At 61.6% G+C, this 22,226-nt stretch carries 22 protein-coding genes; 10 read left to right on the top strand and 12 right to left on the bottom strand.

The window, feature by feature from the left end; all coding sequences use genetic code 11:
• The first annotated feature begins 25 nt into the window (after positions 1–25).
• Both yedA and rhlE1 read left to right on the top strand, forming a co-directional pair.
• The gene (gene yedA / locus AC0Z5Z_RS14925; protein ID WP_252876945.1) at positions 26–961 is read left to right on the top strand and encodes a drug/metabolite exporter YedA; all 936 of its coding nucleotides are present in this window, start codon (positions 26–28) and stop codon (positions 959–961) included.
• Positions 962–1,013: 52 nt separating this feature from the next.
• Entirely contained in the window at positions 1,014–2,345 is a 1,332-nt protein-coding gene (gene rhlE1, locus AC0Z5Z_RS14920) for an RNA helicase RhlE1 (protein ID WP_485611254.1), read from the top strand.
• A 150-nt stretch (positions 2,346–2,495) separates the two neighbouring features.
• Here rhlE1 and AC0Z5Z_RS14915 read toward each other — a convergent pair whose 3' ends face one another.
• The gene (locus AC0Z5Z_RS14915) at positions 2,496–3,740 is read right to left on the bottom strand and encodes a TIGR03862 family flavoprotein (RefSeq protein WP_485611253.1); all 1,245 of its coding nucleotides are present in this window, start codon (positions 3,738–3,740) and stop codon (positions 2,496–2,498) included.
• Positions 3,741–4,020: 280 nt separating this feature from the next.
• Positions 4,021–4,941 carry a histone deacetylase family protein gene (locus AC0Z5Z_RS14910; protein ID WP_095181878.1) on the bottom strand — a complete coding sequence of 307 codons (921 nt, stop codon included), beginning with the start codon at positions 4,939–4,941 and terminating at the stop codon, positions 4,021–4,023.
• An 82-nt stretch (positions 4,942–5,023) separates the two neighbouring features.
• On the opposite strand from AC0Z5Z_RS14910, the gene AC0Z5Z_RS14905 reads away from it, so the two are divergent.
• The 3 genes from AC0Z5Z_RS14905 (at position 5,024) to AC0Z5Z_RS14895 (ending at position 7,164) form a co-directional block, all read left to right on the top strand.
• Positions 5,024–5,593 (top strand): GNAT family N-acetyltransferase, encoded by a 570-nt coding sequence (locus AC0Z5Z_RS14905; RefSeq protein ID WP_110603105.1) that lies wholly within the window; start codon positions 5,024–5,026, stop codon positions 5,591–5,593.
• Positions 5,594–5,704: 111 nt separating this feature from the next.
• Positions 5,705–6,574, top strand: a complete 870-nt coding sequence (gene tesB / locus AC0Z5Z_RS14900) for an acyl-CoA thioesterase II (RefSeq protein ID WP_095181876.1) — start codon at positions 5,705–5,707, stop codon at positions 6,572–6,574.
• Positions 6,571–7,164 carry an HAD family hydrolase gene (locus AC0Z5Z_RS14895; protein ID WP_150742282.1) on the top strand — a complete coding sequence of 198 codons (594 nt, stop codon included), beginning with the start codon at positions 6,571–6,573 and terminating at the stop codon, positions 7,162–7,164. The genes tesB and AC0Z5Z_RS14895 overlap by 4 nt, the downstream gene beginning before the upstream one ends.
• A 133-nt stretch (positions 7,165–7,297) precedes the next feature.
• On the opposite strand, the gene AC0Z5Z_RS14890 is transcribed toward AC0Z5Z_RS14895, so the two are convergent.
• Positions 7,298–8,251 (bottom strand): alpha/beta fold hydrolase, encoded by a 954-nt coding sequence (locus AC0Z5Z_RS14890; RefSeq protein WP_485611252.1) that lies wholly within the window; start codon positions 8,249–8,251, stop codon positions 7,298–7,300.
• A complete protein-coding gene (ypfJ, locus tag AC0Z5Z_RS14885; protein WP_016773076.1) occupies positions 8,252–9,136 on the bottom strand; it encodes a KPN_02809 family neutral zinc metallopeptidase in 885 nt (294 codons plus the stop codon).
• A 392-nt stretch (positions 9,137–9,528) separates the two neighbouring features.
• On the opposite strand from ypfJ, the gene AC0Z5Z_RS14880 reads away from it, so the two are divergent.
• Entirely contained in the window at positions 9,529–10,407 is an 879-nt protein-coding gene (locus AC0Z5Z_RS14880; protein ID WP_041477756.1) for a DMT family transporter, read from the top strand.
• Positions 10,408–10,539: 132 nt separating this feature from the next.
• Here the strand turns inward: AC0Z5Z_RS14880 and AC0Z5Z_RS14875 are convergent, their stop codons facing one another.
• Positions 10,540–11,877: an MFS transporter gene (locus AC0Z5Z_RS14875; protein WP_056790566.1), complete on the bottom strand. Its 1,338-nt coding sequence runs from the start codon at positions 11,875–11,877 to the stop codon at positions 10,540–10,542.
• Between the two features lie 361 nt (positions 11,878–12,238).
• On the opposite strand from AC0Z5Z_RS14875, the gene quiC reads away from it, so the two are divergent.
• Both quiC and AC0Z5Z_RS14865 read left to right on the top strand, forming a co-directional pair.
• Positions 12,239–14,140 (top strand): 3-dehydroshikimate dehydratase QuiC, encoded by a 1,902-nt coding sequence (quiC, locus tag AC0Z5Z_RS14870; protein WP_485611251.1) that lies wholly within the window; start codon positions 12,239–12,241, stop codon positions 14,138–14,140.
• A gap of 102 nt (positions 14,141–14,242) precedes the next feature.
• Complete coding sequence (locus AC0Z5Z_RS14865; protein WP_016773079.1) at positions 14,243–14,920, top strand: TetR/AcrR family transcriptional regulator; 678 nt, start codon at positions 14,243–14,245, stop codon at positions 14,918–14,920.
• A 117-nt stretch (positions 14,921–15,037) separates the two neighbouring features.
• On the opposite strand, the gene AC0Z5Z_RS14860 is transcribed toward AC0Z5Z_RS14865, so the two are convergent.
• The 4 genes from AC0Z5Z_RS14860 to AC0Z5Z_RS14845 all read right to left on the bottom strand — a co-directional run bounded on the left by AC0Z5Z_RS14860 (position 15,038) and on the right by AC0Z5Z_RS14845 (position 18,980).
• On the bottom strand, positions 15,038–15,892 hold the full coding sequence (locus AC0Z5Z_RS14860; RefSeq protein WP_485611250.1) for a shikimate dehydrogenase: 855 nt from the start codon (positions 15,890–15,892) through the stop codon (positions 15,038–15,040).
• Positions 15,893–15,897: 5 nt separating this feature from the next.
• Positions 15,898–16,338, bottom strand: coding sequence for a type II 3-dehydroquinate dehydratase (gene aroQ, locus AC0Z5Z_RS14855; protein ID WP_056790556.1), 441 nt, complete (start codon positions 16,336–16,338; stop codon positions 15,898–15,900).
• A 270-nt stretch (positions 16,339–16,608) separates the two neighbouring features.
• Positions 16,609–17,688, bottom strand: a complete 1,080-nt coding sequence (gene trmA, locus AC0Z5Z_RS14850) for a tRNA (uridine(54)-C5)-methyltransferase TrmA (protein WP_252876938.1) — start codon at positions 17,686–17,688, stop codon at positions 16,609–16,611.
• Entirely contained in the window at positions 17,685–18,980 is a 1,296-nt protein-coding gene (locus AC0Z5Z_RS14845) for an NCS2 family permease (protein WP_016773083.1), read from the bottom strand. Before AC0Z5Z_RS14845 ends, trmA begins: the two co-directional genes overlap by 4 nt.
• A gap of 220 nt (positions 18,981–19,200) precedes the next feature.
• Here AC0Z5Z_RS14845 and AC0Z5Z_RS14840 point away from each other — a divergent pair, with 220 nt between their 5' ends.
• Both AC0Z5Z_RS14840 and AC0Z5Z_RS14835 read left to right on the top strand, forming a co-directional pair.
• On the top strand, positions 19,201–19,647 hold the full coding sequence (locus AC0Z5Z_RS14840; protein WP_095181869.1) for a DUF4879 domain-containing protein: 447 nt from the start codon (positions 19,201–19,203) through the stop codon (positions 19,645–19,647).
• A gap of 67 nt (positions 19,648–19,714) precedes the next feature.
• Complete coding sequence (locus AC0Z5Z_RS14835; RefSeq protein ID WP_150638450.1) at positions 19,715–20,266, top strand: DJ-1 family glyoxalase III; 552 nt, start codon at positions 19,715–19,717, stop codon at positions 20,264–20,266.
• Between the two features lie 4 nt (positions 20,267–20,270).
• On the opposite strand, the gene AC0Z5Z_RS14830 is transcribed toward AC0Z5Z_RS14835, so the two are convergent.
• The 3 genes from AC0Z5Z_RS14830 to AC0Z5Z_RS14820 all read right to left on the bottom strand — a co-directional run bounded on the left by AC0Z5Z_RS14830 (position 20,271) and on the right by AC0Z5Z_RS14820 (position 22,187).
• Positions 20,271–20,558 carry a HigA family addiction module antitoxin gene (locus AC0Z5Z_RS14830; RefSeq protein WP_016773085.1) on the bottom strand — a complete coding sequence of 96 codons (288 nt, stop codon included), beginning with the start codon at positions 20,556–20,558 and terminating at the stop codon, positions 20,271–20,273.
• A 14-nt stretch (positions 20,559–20,572) separates the two neighbouring features.
• Positions 20,573–20,851, bottom strand: a complete 279-nt coding sequence (locus AC0Z5Z_RS14825) for a type II toxin-antitoxin system RelE/ParE family toxin (RefSeq protein ID WP_041477766.1) — start codon at positions 20,849–20,851, stop codon at positions 20,573–20,575.
• Between the two features lie 100 nt (positions 20,852–20,951).
• The gene (locus AC0Z5Z_RS14820) at positions 20,952–22,187 is read right to left on the bottom strand and encodes an MFS transporter (RefSeq protein ID WP_150742272.1); all 1,236 of its coding nucleotides are present in this window, start codon (positions 22,185–22,187) and stop codon (positions 20,952–20,954) included.
• Positions 22,188–22,226 lie beyond the last annotated feature (39 nt).

Genomic DNA, 22,226 nt, shown 5'->3' with positions numbered 1-22,226 from the left:
ACCGAATCTGACTGTCGAGCTGCCCATGCCTGCATTGCGCCGTTTTTCCCTGCCGTTGATCGCTGCGTTTTTTGCGCTGTATGTGATTTGGGGATCGACCTATCTGGTGATCCGCATCGGCGTCGAGTACTGGCCGCCGCTGATGCTCGGCGGTGTGCGCTTCGTGATCGCCGGTACGTTGATGTACGCCTTTCTGCGTTGGCGCGGGGCACCGGCGCCGACCTGGGCGCAGTGGAAAGCGGCGGGGATCATCGGCATTTTGCTGCTCAGTTTTGGTAATGGCGCGGTGAGTGTGGCCGAGCACACGGGCGTGGCTTCGGGTGTGGCGGCGTTGGCGGTGGCGACGGTGCCATTGTTCACCTTGCTCTGTGGATATTTCTGGGGTGCGCGTAATACGCGTCTTGAGTGGGCCGGGGTAGCGTTGGGGATTATCGGCATCGCCATGCTCAACATGGGTTCCAACCTGCAATCGAGTCCGCTGGGCGCGGCGCTGCTGATTTTCGCGGCGGCGACCTGGGCGTTCGGTTCGGTGTGGAGCAGACATCTGCCGTTGCCGCAGGGCGCCATGGCAAGTGCGGTGGAGATGCTGGTTGGCGGTGTGGTGCTGCTGATCGGCAGCGCCGTCAGTGGTGAGCACCTGCAAGCCATGCCGCCGCTCGAGGGTTGGCTGGCGCTGGCCTATCTGATCTTCTTTGGCTCAATCATCGCCTTCAATTCCTACATGTATCTGCTCAAACACGTGCGCCCGGCGGCGGCGACCAGTTATGCCTACGTCAACCCGGCGGTGGCGGTGTTGCTCGGTGTGGTGTTTGTCGGCGAGACCATCGGCATCGAAGAAGCGCTGGCGATGCTGGTGATCATCAGCGCCGTGCTGCTGATCAGCCTGCCGCAGTGGCGTCGACCTGCACAGCCACCCGTGGAAGAGGCGAAAGCCGTTCCGACGGAAGCGCGTACGAATTAGGGTAAACTGCGCGGCATTGCATCCCCGCGTCATTTTTTCCTACGGTACTCCCATGACTTTCGCCTCCCTTGGCCTGATCGAACCCTTGCTGCGCTCCCTCGAGACGCTCGGCTACCAGACCCCGACGCCGGTGCAGGCGCAAGCCATTCCGGCGGTGCTGGCCGGTCGCGACCTGATGGCAGCGGCCCAGACCGGCACCGGTAAAACTGCCGGTTTCGCTTTGCCGCTGTTGCAGTTGCTGACCATGGAAGGGCCGAAAGTCACCGCCAATTCGGCGCGTGCGCTGATTCTGGTGCCGACCCGCGAGCTGGCCGAGCAGGTCCACGAAGCCGTGCGCCAGTACGCGGAAAACCTGCCGTTGCGTACTTACGCGGTGTACGGCGGTGTCAGCATCAACCCGCAGATGATGAAGCTGCGCGGCGGCGTCGATGTGCTGGTCGCCACACCCGGCCGTTTGATCGACCTGTTCCGCCAGAACGCGCTGAAACTCGATCAACTGCAAACGCTGGTGCTGGATGAAGCCGATCGTATGCTCGACCTGGGCTTCTCCGAAGAACTGGCGAACATTTACCGCATGCTGCCGAAAAAGCGCCAGACGCTGCTGTTTTCCGCGACCTTCTCCGATGATATCCGCCTGCTCGCCGGGCAGATGCTCAATGATCCGCTGAGCGTCGAGGTCAGCCCGCGCAACGTCGCCGCCAACACGGTCAAGCAGTGGATCGTCACCGTGGACAAGAAGCGCAAGGCTGAACTGTTCGTGCACCTGATGCGCAAGAACAAGTGGAAGCAGGTGCTGGTGTTCGCCAAGACCCGCAACGGCGTCGATGCGCTGGTGGAAAAACTTCAGGGCCTCGGTGTGAATGCTGACGGCATCCATGGCGACAAACCCCAGGCCACGCGCCAGCGCGCGCTGGACCGGTTCAAGCTCAGCGAAGTGCAGATTCTGGTGGCGACCGACGTTGCCGCCCGTGGTCTGGACATCGAAGACCTGCCGCTGGTGGTCAACTTCGATCTGCCGATCGTCGCCGAGGATTACATTCACCGCATCGGCCGGACTGGCCGCGCGGGTGCCACCGGTGAGGCGATCTCGCTGGTGTGTGCCGATGAAGTGAACATGCTCTCGGCCATCGAAATGCTGACGCGGCAGAACCTGAAGCGCCAGAACGAGCCGGATTTCGAACCTGAGCACCGCGTGCCTGATACCGATGCCAGCGGTCAGGTGATCAAGAAACCGAAGAAGCCGAAAGCCTCGGGCGGTGGCGGTGGAAAACGCAATCTGGGCAAGTGGGTCGACAGCGGCGAGACCTCGGCACCGGAGCCATCGATCAAGCCGGTGCGCAAAGTGCCGGTGTTCAATACCGGACCGCGTAAGCGCAAGCCTTGATTTGATGAAGCGTTTGTAAGGACGTCTTCGCGACCAGGCTCGCTCCCACATTGGGGATGCGTTTCCCTGTAGGAGCTGCGGAACGCTGCGATCTTTTGATGTTGATTTTTGAAGATCAAAAGATCGCAGCCTCGTTTCACTCGTCAGCTCCTACAGGGGTTTGTGCTTAAGCCACTGCACAATACCCAACCCAGCCGCCCGCCCGCTGGCAAAACACCCGGTCAGCAAATAGCCTCCGGTCGGCGCTTCCCAGTCGAGCATCTCGCCCGCACAAAACACCCCCGGCAGCGCCTTGAGCATCAAGCGCTCATCCATCGCTTCGAACCTTACGCCACCGGCACTGCTGATCGCTTCATCCAGCGGACGGGTTTTCACCAGTGTCAGCGGCAACGCTTTGATCGCTCGCGCCAGGAGCGCCGGATCGGCGAAGGTTTCGGCATCGGTCAGCTCGCGCAACAACGCTGCTTTAACCCCATCAATCCCCACCTGACTGTGCAGATGCTTGGCCATTGAGCGCGAGCCACGTGGTTTGCTCAGCGCCGCCTGCAATTTATCCACAGGCCGGCCGGGCAGCAGGTCGATGTGGATAACCGCTGCGCCATAGCGATTGATTTCCTCGCGTATCGGCGCCGACAGGGCATAGATCAGGCTGCCTTCAATGCCGGTCGCGGTGATCACGCATTCGCCCAGACGCGGGATATCGTCGTTTAACCCGATGGCGATGTTTTTCAGCGGCGCGCCGGCGAATTTGCTCACCATCAGCTCGCTCCAGGCCTGCACGTCGAAGCCGCAATTGCTTGGCTGCAACGGCGCCAGATCCACGCCGCGCTGCTCCAGCGGCAACATCCACGCGCCATCCGAGCCCAGGCGCGACCAACTGCCGCCGCCGAGGGCGAGCAGGGTGGCGTCGGGGTTTACGCTGATTTCGCCTTGCGGGCTGGCGATGCGCAGTGCACCGCTTGCGTCCCAGCCGAGCCAGCGATGGCGGGTGTGGATAACTACGCCGCTGTCGCGCAGGCGCTTGAGCCAGGCGCGCAACAGTGGCGCGGCTTTCATGTCGGTGGGGAACACGCGGCCGGAGCTGCCGATGAAGGTTTCGATGCCCAGATCGTGAATCCACTGGCACAAGGCATCGGCATCGAATGCGCGCAGCAGCGGGGCGATCTGCGGTGCGCGTTCAGCGTAGCGGGAGAGGAACGCCGGGTACGCTTCGGAGTGGGTAATGTTCATGCCGCCAACCCCGGCCAGCAGGAACTTGCGCCCGACCGAGGGCATGCCGTCGTACACGTCGACGCGGATTCCGGCCTGGCTCAGCACTTCGGCGGCCATCAGGCCTGCGGGGCCACCGCCGATGATGGCGACGTGGGTGTTGGCGGGGGCGGAGTTCTGGGTCATGGGGGTGCGCTGCGGTATGGCGGGACAAGGCGCGCATTCTAACAGCGCTGAACCCCTGTAGGAGTGAGCCTGCTCGCGAACGCGGTCTGTCAGTCAATTAGATGTTGTAGGTGCTAAAGCTTTCGCGAGCAGGCTCGCTCCCACCGGGGCTGCGGTGTATTTCGAGGCTGGTTAAAAAACAAACAGTGCGCTGGGCGCCTTGCCCAGCATGGCCTGCAGTCGCTTTCACTCAGGTTATCCACAGCCAGTTCCACAGCGATTGTGGGTAACGCAGCACGTTTCAATGACAGCCGTGTGAATCCCAGACCCGTTGCGCGCTGTGATGGAGGATGCCGTGGCGGCGGGCGAGGGCGTGGCGATCCTTGCTGTAGCCGCCGCCGATCACCCCGACCACCGGGATGTCGCGGCCCAGACAATGGCGCATCACCCGTTCATCGCGCTCGGCCACCCCGTCGTCGGTCAGTTGCAGATAACCGAGGGCATCGTCCTTGTGCACATCAACGCCAGCGTCGTAGAGCACCAGATCCGGTTGATACAGCGGCAGCAGGTAATTGAGCGTGTCATCGACCACCTGCAGATAGTCGGCATCGCCCATGCCTTTGGGCAGCGGAATGTCCCAGTCACTTTCGGCTTTGCGCGCAGGAAAATTCTTCTCGCAGTGCAGGGAAACGGTAATCGCCTCCGGCGTGTCGTGCAGAATCCGCGCAGTGCCGTCGCCCTGATGCACGTCGCAATCGAAGATCAGCACGCGATTGACCCGGCCGCTCTGCAACAGGTACTGGCTGATGATCGCCAGGTCATTGAAGATGCAGAAGCCGGCAGGGTAATCGTAGTGAGCGTGATGGGTGCCGCCGGCCAGATGACAGGCCAGGCCATGTTCCAGCGCTTGCTCTGCCGCGAGGATCGAACCGCCCACCGCACGTACGGTGCGTCGCGCCAGCGCCTCGTTCCACGGCAGGCCGAGGCGCCGTTGGTCTTCGCGGGACAACTCGCCGCTCATGTAGCGTTCGATATAGCTGCGGTCATGGGCGAGGGCGAGGATGTCGTTGGGGCAGATCTGCGGGCGCAGCAGGTCGGCGTCGCGGGTCAGGCCGCTGTCGACCAGGTGATCGCGCAACAGACGAAACTTGTCCATGGGGAAGCGGTGCTCCGCGGGAAACTCGGGGCTGTAGTCTTCGTGATAGATCAACGGCAAAGGCATGGCTTGTTTCGCGCAGAACCTGGGAAAGAATGAACGATCCTACCAGCGATGTAGACTCAACGGCATGGAAATGGAGGGGACGATGGAGCCGATACTGGAGCTGCAAAGCGCGCGGTTGTTGATGCGTCAGTGGCAGGATGAGGATTTGCCGGCATTCGCCGCGATGTGCGCCGATCCGCAGGTGATGCGCTACTTTCCGGCGCCGCTGACCCGGCTCGAAAGCGCCGCATTGATCGGCCGCGTGCGCGGGCATTTCGCCGAGCACGGCTTCGGCCTGTGGGCACTGGAGCGCAAGGACACGGGCGAGTTCATCGGTTTCACCGGGTTGGGCGTGGTCGGCTTCGATGCGCCGTTTACTCCGGCGGTGGAGATCGGCTGGCGTCTGGCCAAGGAACACTGGGGCCTGGGTTACGCCAGTGAAGCGGCGTGGACGGCTCTGCGCGCCGGTTTCGACCAGTTGAAACTGGAGGAAATCGTCTCGTTTACCGCCGGGCAGAATGCGCAGTCGGAGAAGGTCATGCAGGCGATCGGCATGCATCACGATCCACAGGATGATTTCGATCACCCCAGGCTTGCGCTCGATCACCCGTTGCGCCGTCATGTTCTGTATCGCATCAGCCGCGAACAATGGCTGCAAACCTTGCATGAATAAGCCGACACGGACGTTTACAATGGCCGCCATCGTATTTGGCCCGTGCCAGAACCTGAATCGTCCGCCGCAGCCAAGACTGCGCGGCCATTGCTTTGTGTGAGGAGTGTCTGAATGAGCCAAGTGCTGGAAGATCTGGTCGATCTGCTGACCCTGGAACCGATCGAAGAAAACCTGTTCCGTGGCCGCAGCCAGGATCTGGGGTTCCGCCAGTTGTTCGGTGGTCAGGTGCTCGGCCAGTCGCTGTCGGCGGCCAGTCAGACGGTGGAAGAGGCGCGCCACGTGCACTCGCTGCACGGTTATTTCCTGCGCCCGGGCGATGCCAAGTTGCCGGTGGTCTATTCGGTTGATCGCGTGCGTGATGGCGGCAGCTTCAGCACCCGCCGCGTGACGGCGATCCAGAAGGGCCACCCGATCTTCACGTGCAGCGCTTCGTTCCAGTACGACGAAAAAGGCTTCGAGCATCAGGGCCAGATGCCCGTGGTGGTCGGCCCGGAAAACCTGCCCTCGGAGCTGGAACTGATCCAGCAGCGTGCGCACCTGATTCCCGAGCACATGCGTGAAAAACTGCTGTGTCCGAAACCGATCGAAGTACGCCCGGTCACCGAAAAGGATCCGTACAACCCGCAACCGGCCGATCCGCTGAAGTACGTGTGGTTCCGCGCCGACGGCGCCCTGGCCGACATCCCGGCGCTGCACAAATACCTGCTGGCGTATGCCTCGGACTTCGGCCTGCTGACCACGTCGATGCTGCCCCACGGCAAGTCGGTCTGGCAGAAAGACATGCAGGTCGCCAGCCTTGATCACGCGCTGTGGTTCCACAATGATCTGCGCGCCGATGACTGGTTGCTCTACGCGATGGACAGCCCGTGGGCCGGCAACTCCCGTGGTTTTTCCCGTGGCAGCGTATTCAACCGCGCCGGGCAACTGGTCGCTTCGGTGACTCAGGAAGGTCTGATCCGCCATCGCAAGGACTGGGCATGAGCCTGACCGAGGTTCGTCATTGGGTATTCGACATGGACGGCACGTTGACTGTAGCCGTGCATGATTTCGCGGCGATTCGTGTGGCACTGGCGATTCCGCCGGAGGACGACATCCTCACCCACCTCGCCGCGTTGCCGGCGGATGAAGCGGCGGCCAAGCATGCCTGGTTGCTCGAGCATGAACGCGATCTGGCGCTGGGCTCGACCCCGGCCACCGGCGCGGTTGAGCTGGTGCGCGACCTGCATGCGCGGGGTTATCGCCTCGGCATCCTCACGCGCAATGCGCGGGAGCTGGCGCATGTCACGCTGGAGGCGATCGGCCTGGCTGACTGCTTCGCGGTCGAGGATGTGCTGGGTCGCGACGAAGCACCGCCGAAGCCGCATCCCGGCGGTTTGCTGAAACTGGCCGATGCCTGGCAAGTGCCGGCCAGTGACATGGTGATGGTTGGTGATTACCGCTTTGATCTGGATTGCGGCCGAGCAGCGGGGGCGCGGACGGTGTTGGTGAACCTGCCGGATAACCCGTGGCCGGAGTTGACGGATTGGCATGCGAAGGATTGTGTTGAGTTGCGGCGGATGCTGCAGGCCTGAGATCGTTGTTGTCTGATCGGACGCCTTCGCGAGCAGGCTCGCTCCCACAGGGGAATGCGTTCCAACTGTGGCATTTATTCCAAATGTGGGAGCGAGCCTGCTCGCGAAGGGGCCGGTGGATCCAGCAAAAAACTCACTGATCAAACAAAGCCTTCCGCCCCTCCGCCGACGTCAGCATGCCATCCCCGTCATGCCCGACCCCAGGCACTTCAATCAGCCGCTGATTGACCCCCTCGGGATGCCGGCGCAGTAAGTAGCCGAAATACATTTTTCCGCGCATCAAGCGGTAAGCCCCTTGCGCCTCGGCTGCGCAGCTCTTGTCCAGCGCCGGGTGTTCCGGGTCGACGTCCTGCTGCCCGAGCAGATAAATCACCTCGCGTTTGACGTAAGCGCTCTCGACCTGCAACGGCGTTTGCCCGCCGGCATACACCGGCATGTCCGCCAGGCCGTACTTCCAGCGATTGAAGCCCGGGCATTGTGCGTGGTCGAACGCCACTGGCCGCTGCTCGTTGAAGTACGCGTAAGAAGAGGGATTGGCAACCACATAGCGCAAGCGAATACCGTTGGCCTTGAGCGCCGGCTGATCCTTGGCCAGCAGGGCGTAACGCTGCACCACCTGACCACCGCCGGAGTGGCCGAAGATCACGATCTGCTTCACGTCCGGAAACTGTTTGCGGTCGCTGAGCCGCGCGACGATTTCGTCCAGCGCCGCGTAGGAACTCAGCGGATTCGGCCCGGTGGACAAGCCGCCGCCCATCCACTCGTTGCCCTGCCAGCGCAGCACCGTCGGCGGCAAGGAATACAGGGTGACGTCGCTTTCATTGAGAAACTGCGGGGCGATCACCAGCGTGTGCGCGGTCTGCCCGGCGAGTTCGGCGGCGCTTTCCGCGCTTTTGCGGTAGGTCTCGGCGTTGCGCAGGCGACCGTGAATGACGATCAGCACCCGCTCGATCTTCTCAGGTGCCGGGCCGATGCCCACTGCCATTTCCCCGGCCTTGAGTTGCAGGCGACCGGGGCTGATCGCATCGACGCCGGCCGCTTGCGCGGTGCCGGCGATGAACAGTAACGCCACAAGCCATTTATGCATTTACAGGGTTTTCGCCGCAAAGGTGTCGCACTGGCTTACCTGGCCTTGCGCGAATCCGGTTTTGAACCAGCGCACCCTTTGCGCTGACGTACCGTGGGTGAACGAGTCCGGGACCACACGGCCCTGGCCCTGTTGCTGCAAGCGATCATCGCCGATGGCGTTGGCGGCGTTCAAGGCTTCTTCGATGTCGCCGGGTTCCAGCCAGTTCAGGCGTTTCTGCGCGTTATACGCCCAGACGCCGGCGAGACAGTCCGCCTGCAATTCCTGACGAACAAGCAAGCCGCCGTCGCCCTCCATTTGCCGGCCTTGCTGGCGCGCCGCCTGCATCTTCGCCGAGACGCCCAGCAGCGTCTGCACATGGTGGCCGACTTCGTGCGCGATCACGTAGGCCTGAGCGAAATCGCCGGCGGCTTTGAAGCGCTGCGACATTTCCTGGAAGAAGGCCATGTCCAGATAGACCTTCTGGTCGGCCGGGCAATAGAACGGGCCGGTGGCAGAAGTGGCCATGCCGCACGCGGAGTTCACCCGATTGCTGAACAGCACCAGTGTCGGGTCTTTGTATTGGCGTCCGGCCTGCTGGAAGATCGGACCCCAGGTGTCTTCGGTGTCGCCGAGAATCGAGCGGACGAATTCGGCCTGTTCATCATTGGCCGGTGGCGCCTGACGGGTTTGCGAGGTGGGCGCCGGTTGTTCCATCTGGCCGGTCAACTGGCCGAGGATCTGCATCGGGTCCTGGCCGGTCAGCCAGCCGATGCCGACAATCAGCACGATGGCCGTCAGGCTCAGGCCCTTGCCGCCACCGAAGCGCATGCCGCCGCCACCGCCTGCGTCATCACCCCGGGCGTCGACGACGTTGTCACTGCGTCGGCCTTTTTTCCATAGCATGTGGGAATCCTCTTTTATTGCCGGTGATGAATCTGCTGGTGATGAGTGTTGCCGCTGTGTGAGTGTGGCGCCAGTCCGGTCGTCCGTCCATGCACACGCGCCCACATGGTGCGGGCCTGGTATTGACGGTCGAGCGGGCCGTGAATTCAATCCCGAGTGGAATTTCTTCCGTCGAATTCATGAACCCGCTGTTTCGACGGCAGTCTGTGATGTTGCACACTGGTCGGGCGCCGAAGTGGCGGGAATCTTGCCTCAAGGTTTTGCCTGGCGGCGGTTTCCCGGCGAAGCAGAGTGCAACCTGTGCGGTTGCTGAAAGCTCGGCCGACTATGATTGCCACACCGATTGCCGCCAGCGCGAACGCTCGCCCGGGTATTTTTTTCAGAGATTGCCAATGACCGTCAGCACCCCGCTCTCCGGTGTCAACCAGCCCTTCAAGGGGATTCTGCTGATTGTCGTGGCGACGTTCCTGTTTTCCAGCCACGACGCCTTGTCGAAATACCTCTCCGGTTTTTATCCGATCGTGATGGTGGTGTGGGCGCGCTATGTGGTGCACACCTTGTTGATGGCGGGGATTTTCCTGCCGCAGTCCGGTTTGCGCGTTCTGCGCACCAAAAAACCGTTATGGCAGCTCGCCCGTGCCCTGTGCCTGCTCGGCACCAGCCTGTTTTTCACCACGGCGCTGCTGTACATCCCGCTGGCGGAAGCCACCGCGGTCAACTTTCTCGCGCCGGTACTGGTGACGGCGTTATCGGTGCCGCTGCTCAAGGAACGAGTGACGCGCGGACAGTGGATCGCGGTGATCTGCGGCTTCATCGGCGTGCTGATCATCGTCCACCCGGGCGGCGAACTGTTCACCCCGGCAATCCTGCTGCCGTTCTGCTCGGCGCTGTTCTTCTGCTTCTACCAATTGCTGACGCGCAAGCTCGCCGAAGTGGACAGCCCGACCACCAGCAACTTCTTCGCCGGGCTGTGCAATACCCTGGTGATGAGCGCGCTGGTGCCGTTCTTCTGGCAGGTGCCGACGTTGCCTCATGCCGCGCTGATGCTGGCGCTGGGCAGTTGCGGGATGACGGCGCATCTGTTCCTGACTCAGGCCTTCCGTCACGCAGCACCAGCCTTGCTGGCGCCGTTCGGCTATTGCCAGATCGTCTTTGCCGGGTTGTTGGGCTGGCTGCTGTTCAATCACACACCGAGCGGGTTGACGGTGATCGGTATTGCGGTGATCTGTTGCAGCGGATTGGCGGCGGCGTGGCAGCAGAGCCGGCGCTGAAGAGCGGAATCCCGGTACAACTTGTGGGAGCGAGCCTGCTCGCGAAAGCGGTGTGTCAGTCACCCTGTTCAGTGGCTGACTTGACGCCTTCGCCAGCAGGCTCGCTCCCACAATGGGATGTATGCAGGCAGGTTATTCGGTAATGGTCGGAATCTTGCGCGGTGCCATGAAGTACATCCACGTCAGTGCGAGGAAGTACATTGCAGGGATCAGCGTGAACAGCACCGTGTAGTTGTTGTTGGTAACGGTGAGGATGTGGCCGACGATCTGGGTCATGAACATCCCGCCGATCGCCGCGCACATGCCGCCGAAGCCGAACACCGTGCTCATCATGTGCTTGGGCGTGTAGTCCATCACCAGGCTCCAGATGTTCGCAGTCCAGGCCTGATGCGCGCCGATCGCCAGCGAGATCGCCGCCACCGCCACCCACAGATTCGCCGAGCCGGCGGCCATGACCACGCCGATGATGCAGCAGGCAAACAGCAACATCGACAGCAGCCGCGCCTTGATCGAGTTCATCCCGCGACCGATCAGGAACGAGGACAGAATCCCGCCGCCGACACTGCCGAAGTCAGCCGTGACGTAGATGATGATCAGCGGAATACCCATCTGCGTCACGTTGATGCCGAGGTTGTATTGCTGATTGAGAAACGGCGGCAGCCAGTACAGATAGAACCAGAACACCGGCGCGGTCAGCGAGTAGGCGAGGGCGAAGGCCCAAGTGCCGCGCATGCGCAGGATCTTGCTGAACGGCACGCGGGCCTGTTCCGGTTCGACTTGCTGCTGGATGTAATCGAGTTCCGACTGCTTCACCGTCGGGTGATCTTCCGGATTGAAATACTTCAAGCCCCAGAACAACAGCCAGATGCCGCCGAGTGCCGCCATGCACAGGAACGCCGCTTGCCAGCCCCACACATGCAGGACCAGTGGCAGCAGCATCGGCGTGAACATCGCGCCGACGTTGGTGCCGGCGTTGAAGATGCCGGTAGCGACAGCGCGTTCACCGGCCGGGAACCACAGGCGCGTGGTTTTCACACAGGCCGGGTAGTTGGCCGCTTCCGTCAGGCCGAGGATGAAGCGGCAGACCATGAAGCCGACGGCGGAGGTCGCCAGGCCATGGGCACCGGTGGCCAGGCTCCAGAGCAGTACGGCGCAGAAGAACACGCGCTTGACGCCGACCCGGTCGATCAGGCGTCCCTGCAGGACAAACCCGATCGCGTAGCCGACCTGAAACCAGAAGTTGATGTTGGCGTAGTCCATCGCCGTCCAGCTCATTTCCTTGGCGAGGATCGGCTGCATGACGCCGAGGGCGGCGCGGTCGATGTAGTTGAGGGTGGTGGCAAAAAACACCAGCGCCAGCATGCCCCAGCGGGTCTTGCCGACGGCCATGGCGCCGCGGATCTTGTCGCCAATGCCACCCGTGGCAGTGCTCATGGCCGGAGCCATGCGGGAAGTCTGTGAAGGAATCATGTGTTCCACCCGTTTTTGGATTTGTTATTTGGTGTTCTTTTCTGTCGAACACCTTGCCCGGTGGTTAGTGGCCGGACTCGATGTGCAACCGATGTTGGGCAGTGAACAAAAAATCGTCAATTCGCCAAATCGCCTTAGTGTTCGATAATCGCACGCAAAACTAACCGGGTAGTACACTTTAAATTGCTGCGCGCAGGGATGCAGCCAATAATTTCCCTCACTATAAAAACCCATTCCCCGGTAGGAGCTGCCGAAGGTTGTGATCTTTTGATTTTGCTGTTTTGGTAATCAAGATCAAACGATCGCAGCCTTCGGCAGCTCCTACAGTAAAGATAAAGCGGCGCAGTCCGGGAGTTGAAACATGCAGCGTTCCATTGCCACCGTTTCCTTGAGCGGCACCCTGCCGGAAAAACTCGAAGCCATTGCCGCCGCCGGGTTCGACGGCGTGGAGATTTTCGAAAACGACCTCCTGTACTACGACGGCAGTCCCCGGGAAATTAAGCAGATGTGCGCCGATCTGGGGATCGCCATCACCCTGTTTCAGCCGTTCCGTGACTTCGAAGGCTGCCGCCGCGAGCGCCTGGCGCGCAACCTTGAGCGTGCCGAGCGCAAATTCGATCTGATGCAGGAGCTCGGCACCGACCTGGTGCTGGTCTGCAGCAACGCCTCGCCGGACAGTGTCGGCGATCAACAAATCCTCGTCGATGATTTGCGCCTGCTGGCTGAACGCGCCGGCGCCCGTGGCTTGCGCATCGGTTACGAAGCGCTGGCGTGGGGCCGTCACGTCAATACTTATCAACAGGTCTGGGACATCGTCCGTCAGGCTGATCACTCCAACCTCGGCGTGCTGCTCGACAGCTTCCATACCCTGTCGCTGAAGGGCGATCCCAGCGCGATCGCCGACATTCCCGGCGACAAGATCTTCTTCGTGCAAATGGCCGACGCACCGATCCTGGCCATGGATGTGCTGGAGTGGAGTCGGCATTTCCGCTGTTTCCCGGGGCAGGGCGAATTCGATCTGCCGGGTTTCCTCGCGCCGATCATAAAGAGTGGTTATACCGGGCCGCTGTCGCTGGAAATCTTCAACGACGGCTTTCGCGCCGCGCCGCCACGGGCCAACGCCGCCGACGGTTTGCGCTCGCTGCTGTATCTGGAAGAGAAGACCCGTCAGCGTCTCGAGCAGGAAGCGGCGCCGGTGGCCAACCGTGAGATTCTTTTCGAAACGCCGCCGGCCAGCGAATACAACGGCGTGGAATTTCTCGAATTTGCCGTCGACGAAGCGCTGGGCGCGAAGCTCAGTCACTGGCTGCAACGCCTCGGTTTCGCCAAGGCCGGGCAGCATCGCTCCAAGAGTGTCAGCCTGCTGCGTCAGGGCGATATCAACCTGATCCTCAACTCCGAGCCGTATTCCTTCGCCCACAGCTTTTTCGAAGCCCACGGCCCGTCACTGTGCGCCACGGCCGTGCGGGTCAAGGACAGCGCCAGTGCGCTGGCCCGCGCGGTCGCTTACAAGGGGCAGCCCTATCGCGGCCTGGTCGGGCCGAATGAACTGGAGCTGGCGGCGGTGCGCGCACCGGACGGCAGCCTGATTTATCTGGTCGATGCGGACGCCGACGTGTACGGCACCGATTTCAATCTGTTGCCGGACGCGCAGACCGGCGGCGGCCTCAAGCGTATCGATCACATGGCCATGGCACTGCCGGCGGACAGCCTCGACAGTTGGGTGCTGTTTTACAAAAGCCTGCTGGATTTCGAAGCCGACGATGAAGTGGTGCTGCCCGATCCGTACGGTCTGGTGAAGAGCCGCGCACTGCGCAGCCGCGACAGCTCGATCCGGCTGCCGCTGAACATTTCCGAGAACCGCAACACCGCCATTTCTCATGCGCTGTCGAGTTATCGCGGCTCCGGTGTGCATCACATCGCCTTCGATTGTGACGACATCTTCGCCCAGGTCAGTCGCGCCAAAGAGGCCGGTGTGCCGCTGCTGGACATCCCGCTGAATTACTACGACGACCTCGCGGCGCGTTTCGATTTCGACGATGAGTTTCTCAGCGAGCTGGCCTATTACAACGTGCTCTACGACCGTGACGCCCAGGGCGGCGAGTTGTTTCACGTCTACACCGAGCCGTTCGAGGGGCGTTTCTTCTTCGAGATCATCCAGCGCAAGAATGGCTATGCCGGCTACGGCGCGGCCAGCGTTGCGGTGCGGCTGGCGGCGATGGCCAAATCCCGCAGCGGTGCGGTGCGTCAGGCGAAGTTGTAGGGAATTCGTAAACGCGGGATTAAACACCGGCTGCGCGGCTTCCTTCACTGTCCCGCGCGGCCCATAATCGCCAGCTTGTGCAGTGATGGCCGTGAGCCCGCGATGACCATGAATTCAGAACTTTCCGCCGCTGCTGTCGAGTCCGACGCAGTGCCGCGCAAGAGTCGCAAGAACAACCCGGAAAAGACCCGCGAAAACATTCTCCAGGAGGCGATCGTCGAGTTCGTCCAGCAGGGCTTGTCCGGCGCCCGCGTCGACGCGATCGCCGAGCGTATCCACACCTCCAAGCGCATGATCTATTACTACTTCGGCAGCAAGGAGCAGTTGTACGTCGAGGTGCTGGAGAAGCTTTACGGCGATATTCGCAGCACGGAAAACCGCCTGCACCTGGACGAGCTGCCGCCCGAGCTGGCGATCCGTCGGTTGGTGGAATTCACCTTCGATCACCATGACCACAACGTCGATTTCGTGCGCATCGTCAGCATCGAAAACATCCACAACGCCGAGTACGTAAAGCGTTCCGATGCGATCAAGGCGCTGAACAACACGATCCTCGACACCTTGGGCGGGATTCTGCAACGAGGCGCGGACGAAGGTTTGTTCCGGCGTGGCATCGATGCGCTGGACGTGCACCTGCTGATCAGTTCGTTCTGCTTCTATCGCGTGTCGAACCGCCACACGCTGGGAGAAATCTTCCAGATCGACCTGCCGGACGAAACCATCAAGCAGCGCCACCGCGAGATGATCTGCGAATCGGTGTTGCGCTACCTGAAGGCCTGACTCGATCCCCCCTGTGGGAGCGAGCCTGCTCGCGAAAGCGGTGTGTCAGTCGCCCTGTTCGTTGACTGAATCGACGCCTTCGCGAGCAGGCTCGCTCCCACAGAGTTACGCTGTTGTTCAGCCACTCATGCTCTGAAAATGCTCAAGCATGCGCTGCGCATCCGGCACCACGCCGCTGAACAATTCAAACGCCTTCACCGCCTGAAACACCGCCATGTTGCCGCCATCCAGGGTGCGGCAGCCCAAGGCGCGGGCGTCGCGCAGCAGTTCGGTTTCCAGCGGGAAATACACAATCTCCGCGACCCACATTGCCTTGCGTAGCAACCCGGCCGGCACCGGTGAACCCGGCAGCTTGGCCATGCCCATCGGCGTGGTGTTGACCAGGCCATCGGCCTGCGCCAGCGCCTTGGGCAAATCCGCTCCGGCCTGCGCGCGACCGGCGCCAAAATGTTGATTCAGATTGTTCGCCAGACTTTCCGCGCGCTCGCGATCAACATCAAAAATCGTCAATTGCCGTACGCCTTCGCTGAGCAGCGCGTGGGCCACTGCCGCGCCAGCCCCACCGGCGCCCATCTGGACGACGCGTTCACGGGCAGCGTCCGGCAGACCCCGGCGAAAGCCCTCGGCGAAACCGAGGCAATCGGTGTTGTGGCCGACACGCTTGCCGTCCTTCAGCACCACGGTGTTGACCGCGCCGATGCCACGGGCTTCCGGCGATAACTCATCGAGCAGCGGGATGACCGCCTGTTTGCACGGGAAAGTGATGTTCAGTCCGGTGTAATTCATCCGCTCCGCCGCTTGCAGCAGGTCGGGCAGGGCCGTGCTGTCGAGGTGCAATTGATCGAGGTCGATGAGCTGGTACAGATAACGCAGGCCCTGCGCATCACCTTCGTGCTCATGCAGTGCCGGTGTACGTGAAGCCTGAATCCCGGCGCCGATCAGCCCGGCGAGTATCACCTTGGAACGCGACATGGTTCTTACCTCTGCAACCGCTGACCGAAATGCTCCAGCGCCAGGCGGTAGCCATGGCTGCCGAACCCGCACATCACCGCCGTGGCGATGCCGGAAACAAACGAATGATGACGAAACGGCTCACGGGCATGCACGTTGGACAGATGCACCTCGATCACCGGCAATTCACTGGCGACCAGTGCATCGCGAATCGCCACGGACGTATGCGTCCACGCCGCCGGATTGATCACGATCCCGGCACAACGACCACGCGCGGCGTGAATCCAGTCGAGCAGCTCGCCTTCATGATTGGTCTGGCGAAATTCCACAGTCAGGCCGAACTCGTCAGCCGCGCGACCACACAGTGCAGAAATATCGGCCAGGGTTTCATGACCATAAGTCGCCGGCTCGCGGGTGCCGAGCAGGTTCAGGTTCGGGCCGTTAAGCACCAGAACGATAGGGGACATGGGGGCAACTCCACTTATTGTTTTTGGCATTGGCCGAGAGGGTTCGGCCTGTGGAGATAAAATGTACTAGATGGTTACATCGGTCAATTGAACAGAAATGACCTTGGCGTTTTATGTTCGGTGATCGCACAGATCAAAAGATCGCAGCCTTCGGCAGCTCCTACAGATAACCGCGTTCCACATGTAGGAGCTGCCGAAGGCTGCGATCTTTTAGAGCACCCACAAAAAAGCCGTCAATCACGACGGCTTTCTCGTACCAACTACCCGCGATTAGCGTCGGGTCAGCAGCACACCGGATTCCATGTGATGGGTCCACGGGAACTGGTCGAACAATGCGCACTTGGTAATGCGGTGGGTGTCATGCAGCTGGGCGATGTTGGCCGCCAGGGTGTCCGGGTTGCAGGAGATGTAGAGGATATTGTCGAAGCGCCGGGTCAGTTCGCAGGTGTCCGGGTCCATGCCGGCGCGCGGTGGGTCGACGAAGACGCTGCCGAATTCGTAACTCTTCAGATCGATGCCGTGCAGGCGGCGGAACGGGCGCACTTCGTTGAGCGCTTCGGTCAGCTCCTCGGCGGACAAACGCACCAGCGTGACGTTATCCACAGTGTTTTCGCTGAGGTTGCTCAATGCCGCGTTGACTGAAGTCTTGCTGATTTCGGTAGCGAGCACTTTGCGCACGCGAGTCGCCAGCGGCAGGGTGAAGTTGCCGTTGCCGCAGTACAACTCGAGCAGATCGTCGCTGCGATCGCCCAGCGCTTCGTAAGCCCAATTGAGCATCTTCTGGTTCACCGTGCCGTTGGGCTGGGTGAAGGCGCCTTCGGGCTGGCGATAGCTGAAGGTGCGGCCGCCGACTTCGAGTTTCTCGACGACATAGTCCTGACCGAGCACTTCGCGCTTGCCTTTGGAGCGGCCGATGATGCTCACGCCGAGATCTGCCGACAGCTTCGTTGCTGCCGCATGCCAGTGCTCGTCCAGCGGACGGTGATAGCACAGGGTGATCATCGCGTCGCCGGCCAGCGTGGTCAGAAACTCGACCTGGAACAGCTTGTGGCTCAGCGCCGAACTGGCTTGCCACGCGGCCTTCAACTGCGGCATCAACTGGTTGATGCGCAGGCTGGCAATCGGGAATTCTTCGATAAGGATCGGCGTGCGCTTGTCGTCCTGGGAGAACATCGCGTAATGGCGTTCGCCGCCCTCGCGCCAGAGGCGGAATTCGGCGCGCAGGCGGAAGTTCTGCAGAGGCGAGTCAAACACCGTCGGCGCAGGTGCATCGAACGGTGCCAGCAGATCACGCAAGCGCGTGACCTTGGCTTCGAGTTGTTCGGCGTAGGCTTGGGAATCGAAACTCATGCGTTGAACCAACCCAACTTGATCACAAACAGAATCGACAGAATCACCAGTGCCGGGTTCAGCTCACGGGCGCGGCCGGACAACAGTTTGATGGCGGTCCAGGCGATGAAGCCGAAAGCGATGCCGTTGGCGATCGAATAGGTGAACGGCATGGCCAGCGCGGTAACCACAACCGGCGCAGCCACGGTGATGTCGTCCCAGTCTATTTCCGCCAGGCCGGAAGTCATCAGCACGGCGACGAACAGCAGCGCTGGCGCAGTGGCGAACGCCGGAACGCTGGCCGCCAGGGGCGAGAAGAACAGCGCCAGCAGGAACAGGATTGCCACGACGATGGCGGTCAGGCCTGTGCGGCCACCGGCACTGACGCCGGCAGCGGATTCGATGTAACTGGTCGTGGTCGACGTACCCAGCAGCGAGCCGGCCATGGCCGCCGTGCTGTCGGCGATCAGCGCGCGGCCCATTTTCGGCATGTGGCCGTCCTTGCCCATCAGGCCGGCGCGCTTGGCGACGCCGATCAGGGTCCCGGAGTTGTCGAACAGGTCGACGAACAGGAAGGCGAAAATCACGCTGACCAGACCGATGTCCAGTGCGCCTTTGATGTCCAGTTGCAGGAAGGTTGGCGCCAGCGACGGCGGCATTGACATGATGCCGCCGAACTCGGTGACGTTCAGTACGATCGAGGCGATGGTCACTGCCAGAATGCCGATCAGCACCGCGCCGCGCACTTTCAGCGCTTCGAGGGCGACGATCACGGCAAAGCCGACGGTGGCCAGAATCGGTGCCGGTTTGGTCAGATCGCCGAGGCCGACCATGGTCGCCGGGTTGCTGACCACGATGCCGGCATTGTGCAGGGCGATCAGTGCCAGGAACAGGCCGATACCGGCGGCAATCGCCGAGCGCAGTGGCAGCGGAATGGCGTTGATGATCCATTCACGGATGCGGAAGATCGACAGCAGAAAGAACAGCACGGCGGAAATGAACACCGCACCCAGCGCCACCTGCCAGGTGTGGCCCATGTGCAGCACCACGGTGTAGGTAAAGAAGGCGTTCAGGCCCATGCCCGGAGCGAGAGCGATCGGGTAGTTGGCGATCAGGCCCATAACGGTCGAGCCGATGGCAGCCGCCAGACAGGTGGCGACGAAGATCGCGCCCTTGTCCATGCCGGTCTCGCCGAGGATGCTCGGGTTGACGAACAGAATGTAAGCCATGGCCAGGAAAGTCGTGACGCCCGCAAGAATTTCGGTGCGCACGTTGGTGTTGTGTGCCTTGAGTTGAAACAGCCTTTCCAGCATGTCTGCTCCCCGTGGCGCGCGTGGCGCCGTGAATGTATCGACCTCAACAGCAAAGCACAGACCGTCGCAAGCGCCTGGAAAATTGTCGTGGGCCGGAAAAAGCCGCGCATCATACCAGCCGCGTGAGGAATTTGGCGGATGTTGGTGTCGATCGTCGGCGAAGTTTTGCGCAGCCGACAACTGCGCCATACTGCGCGCTGATTTTTTGGAGTGGGCAGGCATGCGCAACGGTTGGATCAGGATTTTCGGATGGATTGCAGCACTACTGGTGACAGCTCCGGCGTTCGCGGCATCGGCGCCGCCACTCTCCGAGGTGAAGGTGATCAAAGTGCAGTCACCGTCCTGCGGCCTGGAAGATATTGCCGATAACCAGCCGCAAACCCAATGCAATCACAGCGGGCCGAATATCAAAGTCTTCGTGCTGGAAGTCGGCTATGGCCAGAACCAGCCACACGTGACGCTGGATGGCTTCGAGGTCAACGGCACCCGAGGTCCGGTGTGCGCCTTCGATAATGGCAACCTCACCGAATGCACCCCCGGCAGCAAAACCGTCGGCTCTCTTTATACCTTCGATCTGGCCGGCAAACAGGAAGGCACCTTCAACTTCAGCAACACCTCGATCAACGCTCCGCGCAACACGCTTTCGACCCAGCTTTACATCAAGTAACGGCTGTCTGCGAACAGGGTGGGACAAAGCTGACTACGCTTGACTGACTATCCAGCGGAAAGCGCCCATGACTTCCAGAGCCCTGATTGCCCTCGCCGAGGGCATCGACGATTTGCAAAGCGTGACCCTGATCGACGTGCTGCGCCGTGCCGGTATCGAAGTGGTTGCCGCCAGCATCGAAGGCCGGCGCATGCTGACCTGCGCACGCGGCACCCGGCTGACTGCCGACGGCATGCTGGTCGATGTACTGGCACAGACTTTTGACCTGATTGTCCTGCCGGGCGGTGCCGTCGGTTCCCGGCATCTGGCGGCGCATCAGCCCTTGCAGCAATTGCTCAAGGATCAAGCCAGTGCCGGCCGACTGTTCGCCGCCATCGGCGAAGCCCCGGCTGTCGCGCTGCAAGCATCAGGCGTGCTGCGCCAGCGACGCATGACCTGCCTGCCCGGCGCCAGCCATCAACTATCAGGCTGTACGTTTGTTGATCAAGCGGTGGTGGTCGACGGCAACTGCATCACCGCCCAAGGCTCGGGACCGGCGCTGGAGTTTGCCTTGACCCTGGTCGAGCAGCTTGGTGGCAAGGCGTTGCGGGCGAGGGTGGCGGGGGAGATGATGGCCTGACGGTTCAGCCGTGGGCTGCGAGGGGTTCTATCATTGGTTGCTCACGGTGCTCCGCTTGCCAAAGATCGTAGTCGGTTTGGACGCCTAGCCAAACGCGCGCCTTGCCGATCCCTGCACGCTCAAGTCGTACTGCCAGATCCGGGCTGATCGGCGCGTGTCCGTGCAGTACGCGCGAAAGATGCGGGCGTGCAAAGCCAAGGTGCCGGGCCAATTCGCTCACGCTGATACCAAGCTCGGGCAAGACATCCAGCAGCAGGGTTTCACCGGGGTGTGGCGGGTTGTGCATGGGCATGAGCCTGCCTCCTGTCAGTGGTAGTCCAGATAATCGACCAATTCGATATCCGAACCGACAAAACGAAAGATCACTCGCCAGTTGCCTGAAACGCTGAGCGACCAATATTCGCTCAGCTCACCTTTCAACGGATGCAGGCGCCAGCCGGGCAAGTCCAGGTCTGCGGGAAGCGTCGCTCGATCCATGAACTGCAACATGCGCGAAAGCCGTTTTGCATGGTCGGCACGAATTCCACGAGTCGTACCTGTTTCATAGAAGCCACGAAGGCCTTTGTGCTGAAAGGATTTGATCATGGCGGCGAGTGTAAGGCGATACATTACACCTGGTGCGGTAACTATGTACCGCACGTTGTCGCTTAATAAGTGCTAAGCAGGTGAGTTTTTTCCAAAAAACTCAGACCTTCTCTTCCACCGGCACATGCATCCGATCCCGATTCGCCAACGTCGGAAACAGTTTGATCCACGTCCCCGTCACCACCAGCGTGCCGATCCCGCCCATGACCACCGCCGGCACGGTGCCGAACCAGTGGGCGGTGAGGCCGGATTCGAATTCGCCCAACTGGTTCGATGCGCCGATGAACAGCCCGTTCACCGCGCTGACCCGGCCGCGCATTTCGTCGGGGGTTTCCAGTTGCACGAACGAGGCACGGATGACCATGCTGATCATGTCCGCTGCGCCGAGCACCACCAGCACCGCCAGGGAGAACCAGAACGAGGTCGACAAACCAAACGCGATAGTGGCGACGCCGAAGATGCCGACGGCGGTGAACATCACCCGGCCGACATTGCGTTCCACGGCAAATCGCGCCAGAAACAGCGACATCAGCAACGCACCCACCGCCGGCGCCGAGCGCAACAGGCCAAGGCCCCACGGGCCGGTCAGCAGAATGTCCTTGGCGAACACCGGCAGCAGCGCTGTGGCGCCACCGAGCAACACGGCGAACAGGTCCAGCGAGATCGCTCCGAGGATGTCCGGGCGGCTGCGGATGAAGCGAATCCCTGCCAACAGCGAGTCCAGCGTGGCTTTGCCTTTATTCAATGGCGTCTGGCGTGCCGGTAGGTTGAGCATCAGCGCGCAGGCGATCACGTACAGCAGCACGGTCGGGCCGTAGACCCAGACGCTGCCGAACGCATAGAGCAAACCGCCAAGAGCCGGAGCGACGATAGTGGCCGACTGCTGCGCCGATTGCGCGGCGGCAACTGCACGGGGGAAAAGCGCACTGGGGACGATGCTGGGCAGCAAGGCCTGAGTCGTCGGCATCTCGAACGAACGGGCGGCGCCGAGCAGGAAGGCGAGGATGAAAATCATCTCGCGGGTGACGTGATCGGTGGCGCTGCCGATGGCCAGCGCCAAGGCAATCAATGCCTGCAACGACTGGCAAAGCGCGGCGACCTTGCGCCGATCATAGCGATCGGCAACGTGCCCGGTGTGCAGCATGAACAGCACGCGCGGGGCGAATTCGACCAGCCCGACCAGGCCCAGATCCAGCACGTTGCCGGTCAGTTGATACAGATTCCAGCCGATCGCCACGGTGAGCATCTGGAAACCGCTGGCGGTGAAAATCCGCGCCAGCCAAAAGGCCATGAATGGACGATGGTGACGTAGCAGCAGGGGCTCTTGAATGGGCATCTGAAGGCAGTCTTGGGCGAGTGAACGGCGAGATTATCA

The sequence above is a fragment of the Pseudomonas sp. 1L-E-NC-VB-C3 genome (genome assembly GCF_057291535.1).
The sequence above is the reverse complement of the archived record's forward strand: the minus strand, read 5'-3'. Positions and strand labels throughout refer to the sequence as shown.

Coding starts and splice junctions, on each gene's coding strand:
- aroQ (WP_056790556.1), bottom strand. CDS start 16,338: ATGTCCCCTATCGTTCTGGTGCTTAACGGCCCGAACCTGAACCTGCTC.
- AC0Z5Z_RS14905 (WP_110603105.1), top strand. CDS start 5,024: ATGGAGCCGATACTGGAGCTGCAAAGCGCGCGGTTGTTGATGCGTCAG.
- AC0Z5Z_RS14915 (WP_485611253.1), bottom strand. CDS start 3,740: ATGACCCAGAACTCCGCCCCCGCCAACACCCACGTCGCCATCATCGGC.
- AC0Z5Z_RS14825 (WP_041477766.1), bottom strand. CDS start 20,851: ATGATCAAATCCTTTCAGCACAAAGGCCTTCGTGGCTTCTATGAAACA.
- AC0Z5Z_RS14875 (WP_056790566.1), bottom strand. CDS start 11,877: ATGATTCCTTCACAGACTTCCCGCATGGCTCCGGCCATGAGCACTGCC.
- AC0Z5Z_RS14895 (WP_150742282.1), top strand. CDS start 6,571: ATGAGCCTGACCGAGGTTCGTCATTGGGTATTCGACATGGACGGCACG.
- AC0Z5Z_RS14910 (WP_095181878.1), bottom strand. CDS start 4,941: ATGCCTTTGCCGTTGATCTATCACGAAGACTACAGCCCCGAGTTTCCC.
- ypfJ (WP_016773076.1), bottom strand. CDS start 9,136: ATGCTATGGAAAAAAGGCCGACGCAGTGACAACGTCGTCGACGCCCGG.
- trmA (WP_252876938.1), bottom strand. CDS start 17,688: ATGAGTTTCGATTCCCAAGCCTACGCCGAACAACTCGAAGCCAAGGTC.
- AC0Z5Z_RS14830 (WP_016773085.1), bottom strand. CDS start 20,558: ATGCCCATGCACAACCCGCCACACCCCGGTGAAACCCTGCTGCTGGAT.
- AC0Z5Z_RS14865 (WP_016773079.1), top strand. CDS start 14,243: ATGACCATGAATTCAGAACTTTCCGCCGCTGCTGTCGAGTCCGACGCA.
- AC0Z5Z_RS14840 (WP_095181869.1), top strand. CDS start 19,201: ATGCGCAACGGTTGGATCAGGATTTTCGGATGGATTGCAGCACTACTG.
- yedA (WP_252876945.1), top strand. CDS start 26: ATGCCTGCATTGCGCCGTTTTTCCCTGCCGTTGATCGCTGCGTTTTTT.
- AC0Z5Z_RS14890 (WP_485611252.1), bottom strand. CDS start 8,251: ATGCATAAATGGCTTGTGGCGTTACTGTTCATCGCCGGCACCGCGCAA.
- quiC (WP_485611251.1), top strand. CDS start 12,239: ATGCAGCGTTCCATTGCCACCGTTTCCTTGAGCGGCACCCTGCCGGAA.
- AC0Z5Z_RS14880 (WP_041477756.1), top strand. CDS start 9,529: ATGACCGTCAGCACCCCGCTCTCCGGTGTCAACCAGCCCTTCAAGGGG.
- AC0Z5Z_RS14820 (WP_150742272.1), bottom strand. CDS start 22,187: ATGCCCATTCAAGAGCCCCTGCTGCTACGTCACCATCGTCCATTCATG.
- AC0Z5Z_RS14860 (WP_485611250.1), bottom strand. CDS start 15,892: ATGTCGCGTTCCAAGGTGATACTCGCCGGGCTGATCGGCGCCGGGATT.
- rhlE1 (WP_485611254.1), top strand. CDS start 1,014: ATGACTTTCGCCTCCCTTGGCCTGATCGAACCCTTGCTGCGCTCCCTC.
- tesB (WP_095181876.1), top strand. CDS start 5,705: ATGAGCCAAGTGCTGGAAGATCTGGTCGATCTGCTGACCCTGGAACCG.
- AC0Z5Z_RS14845 (WP_016773083.1), bottom strand. CDS start 18,980: ATGCTGGAAAGGCTGTTTCAACTCAAGGCACACAACACCAACGTGCGC.
- AC0Z5Z_RS14835 (WP_150638450.1), top strand. CDS start 19,715: ATGACTTCCAGAGCCCTGATTGCCCTCGCCGAGGGCATCGACGATTTG.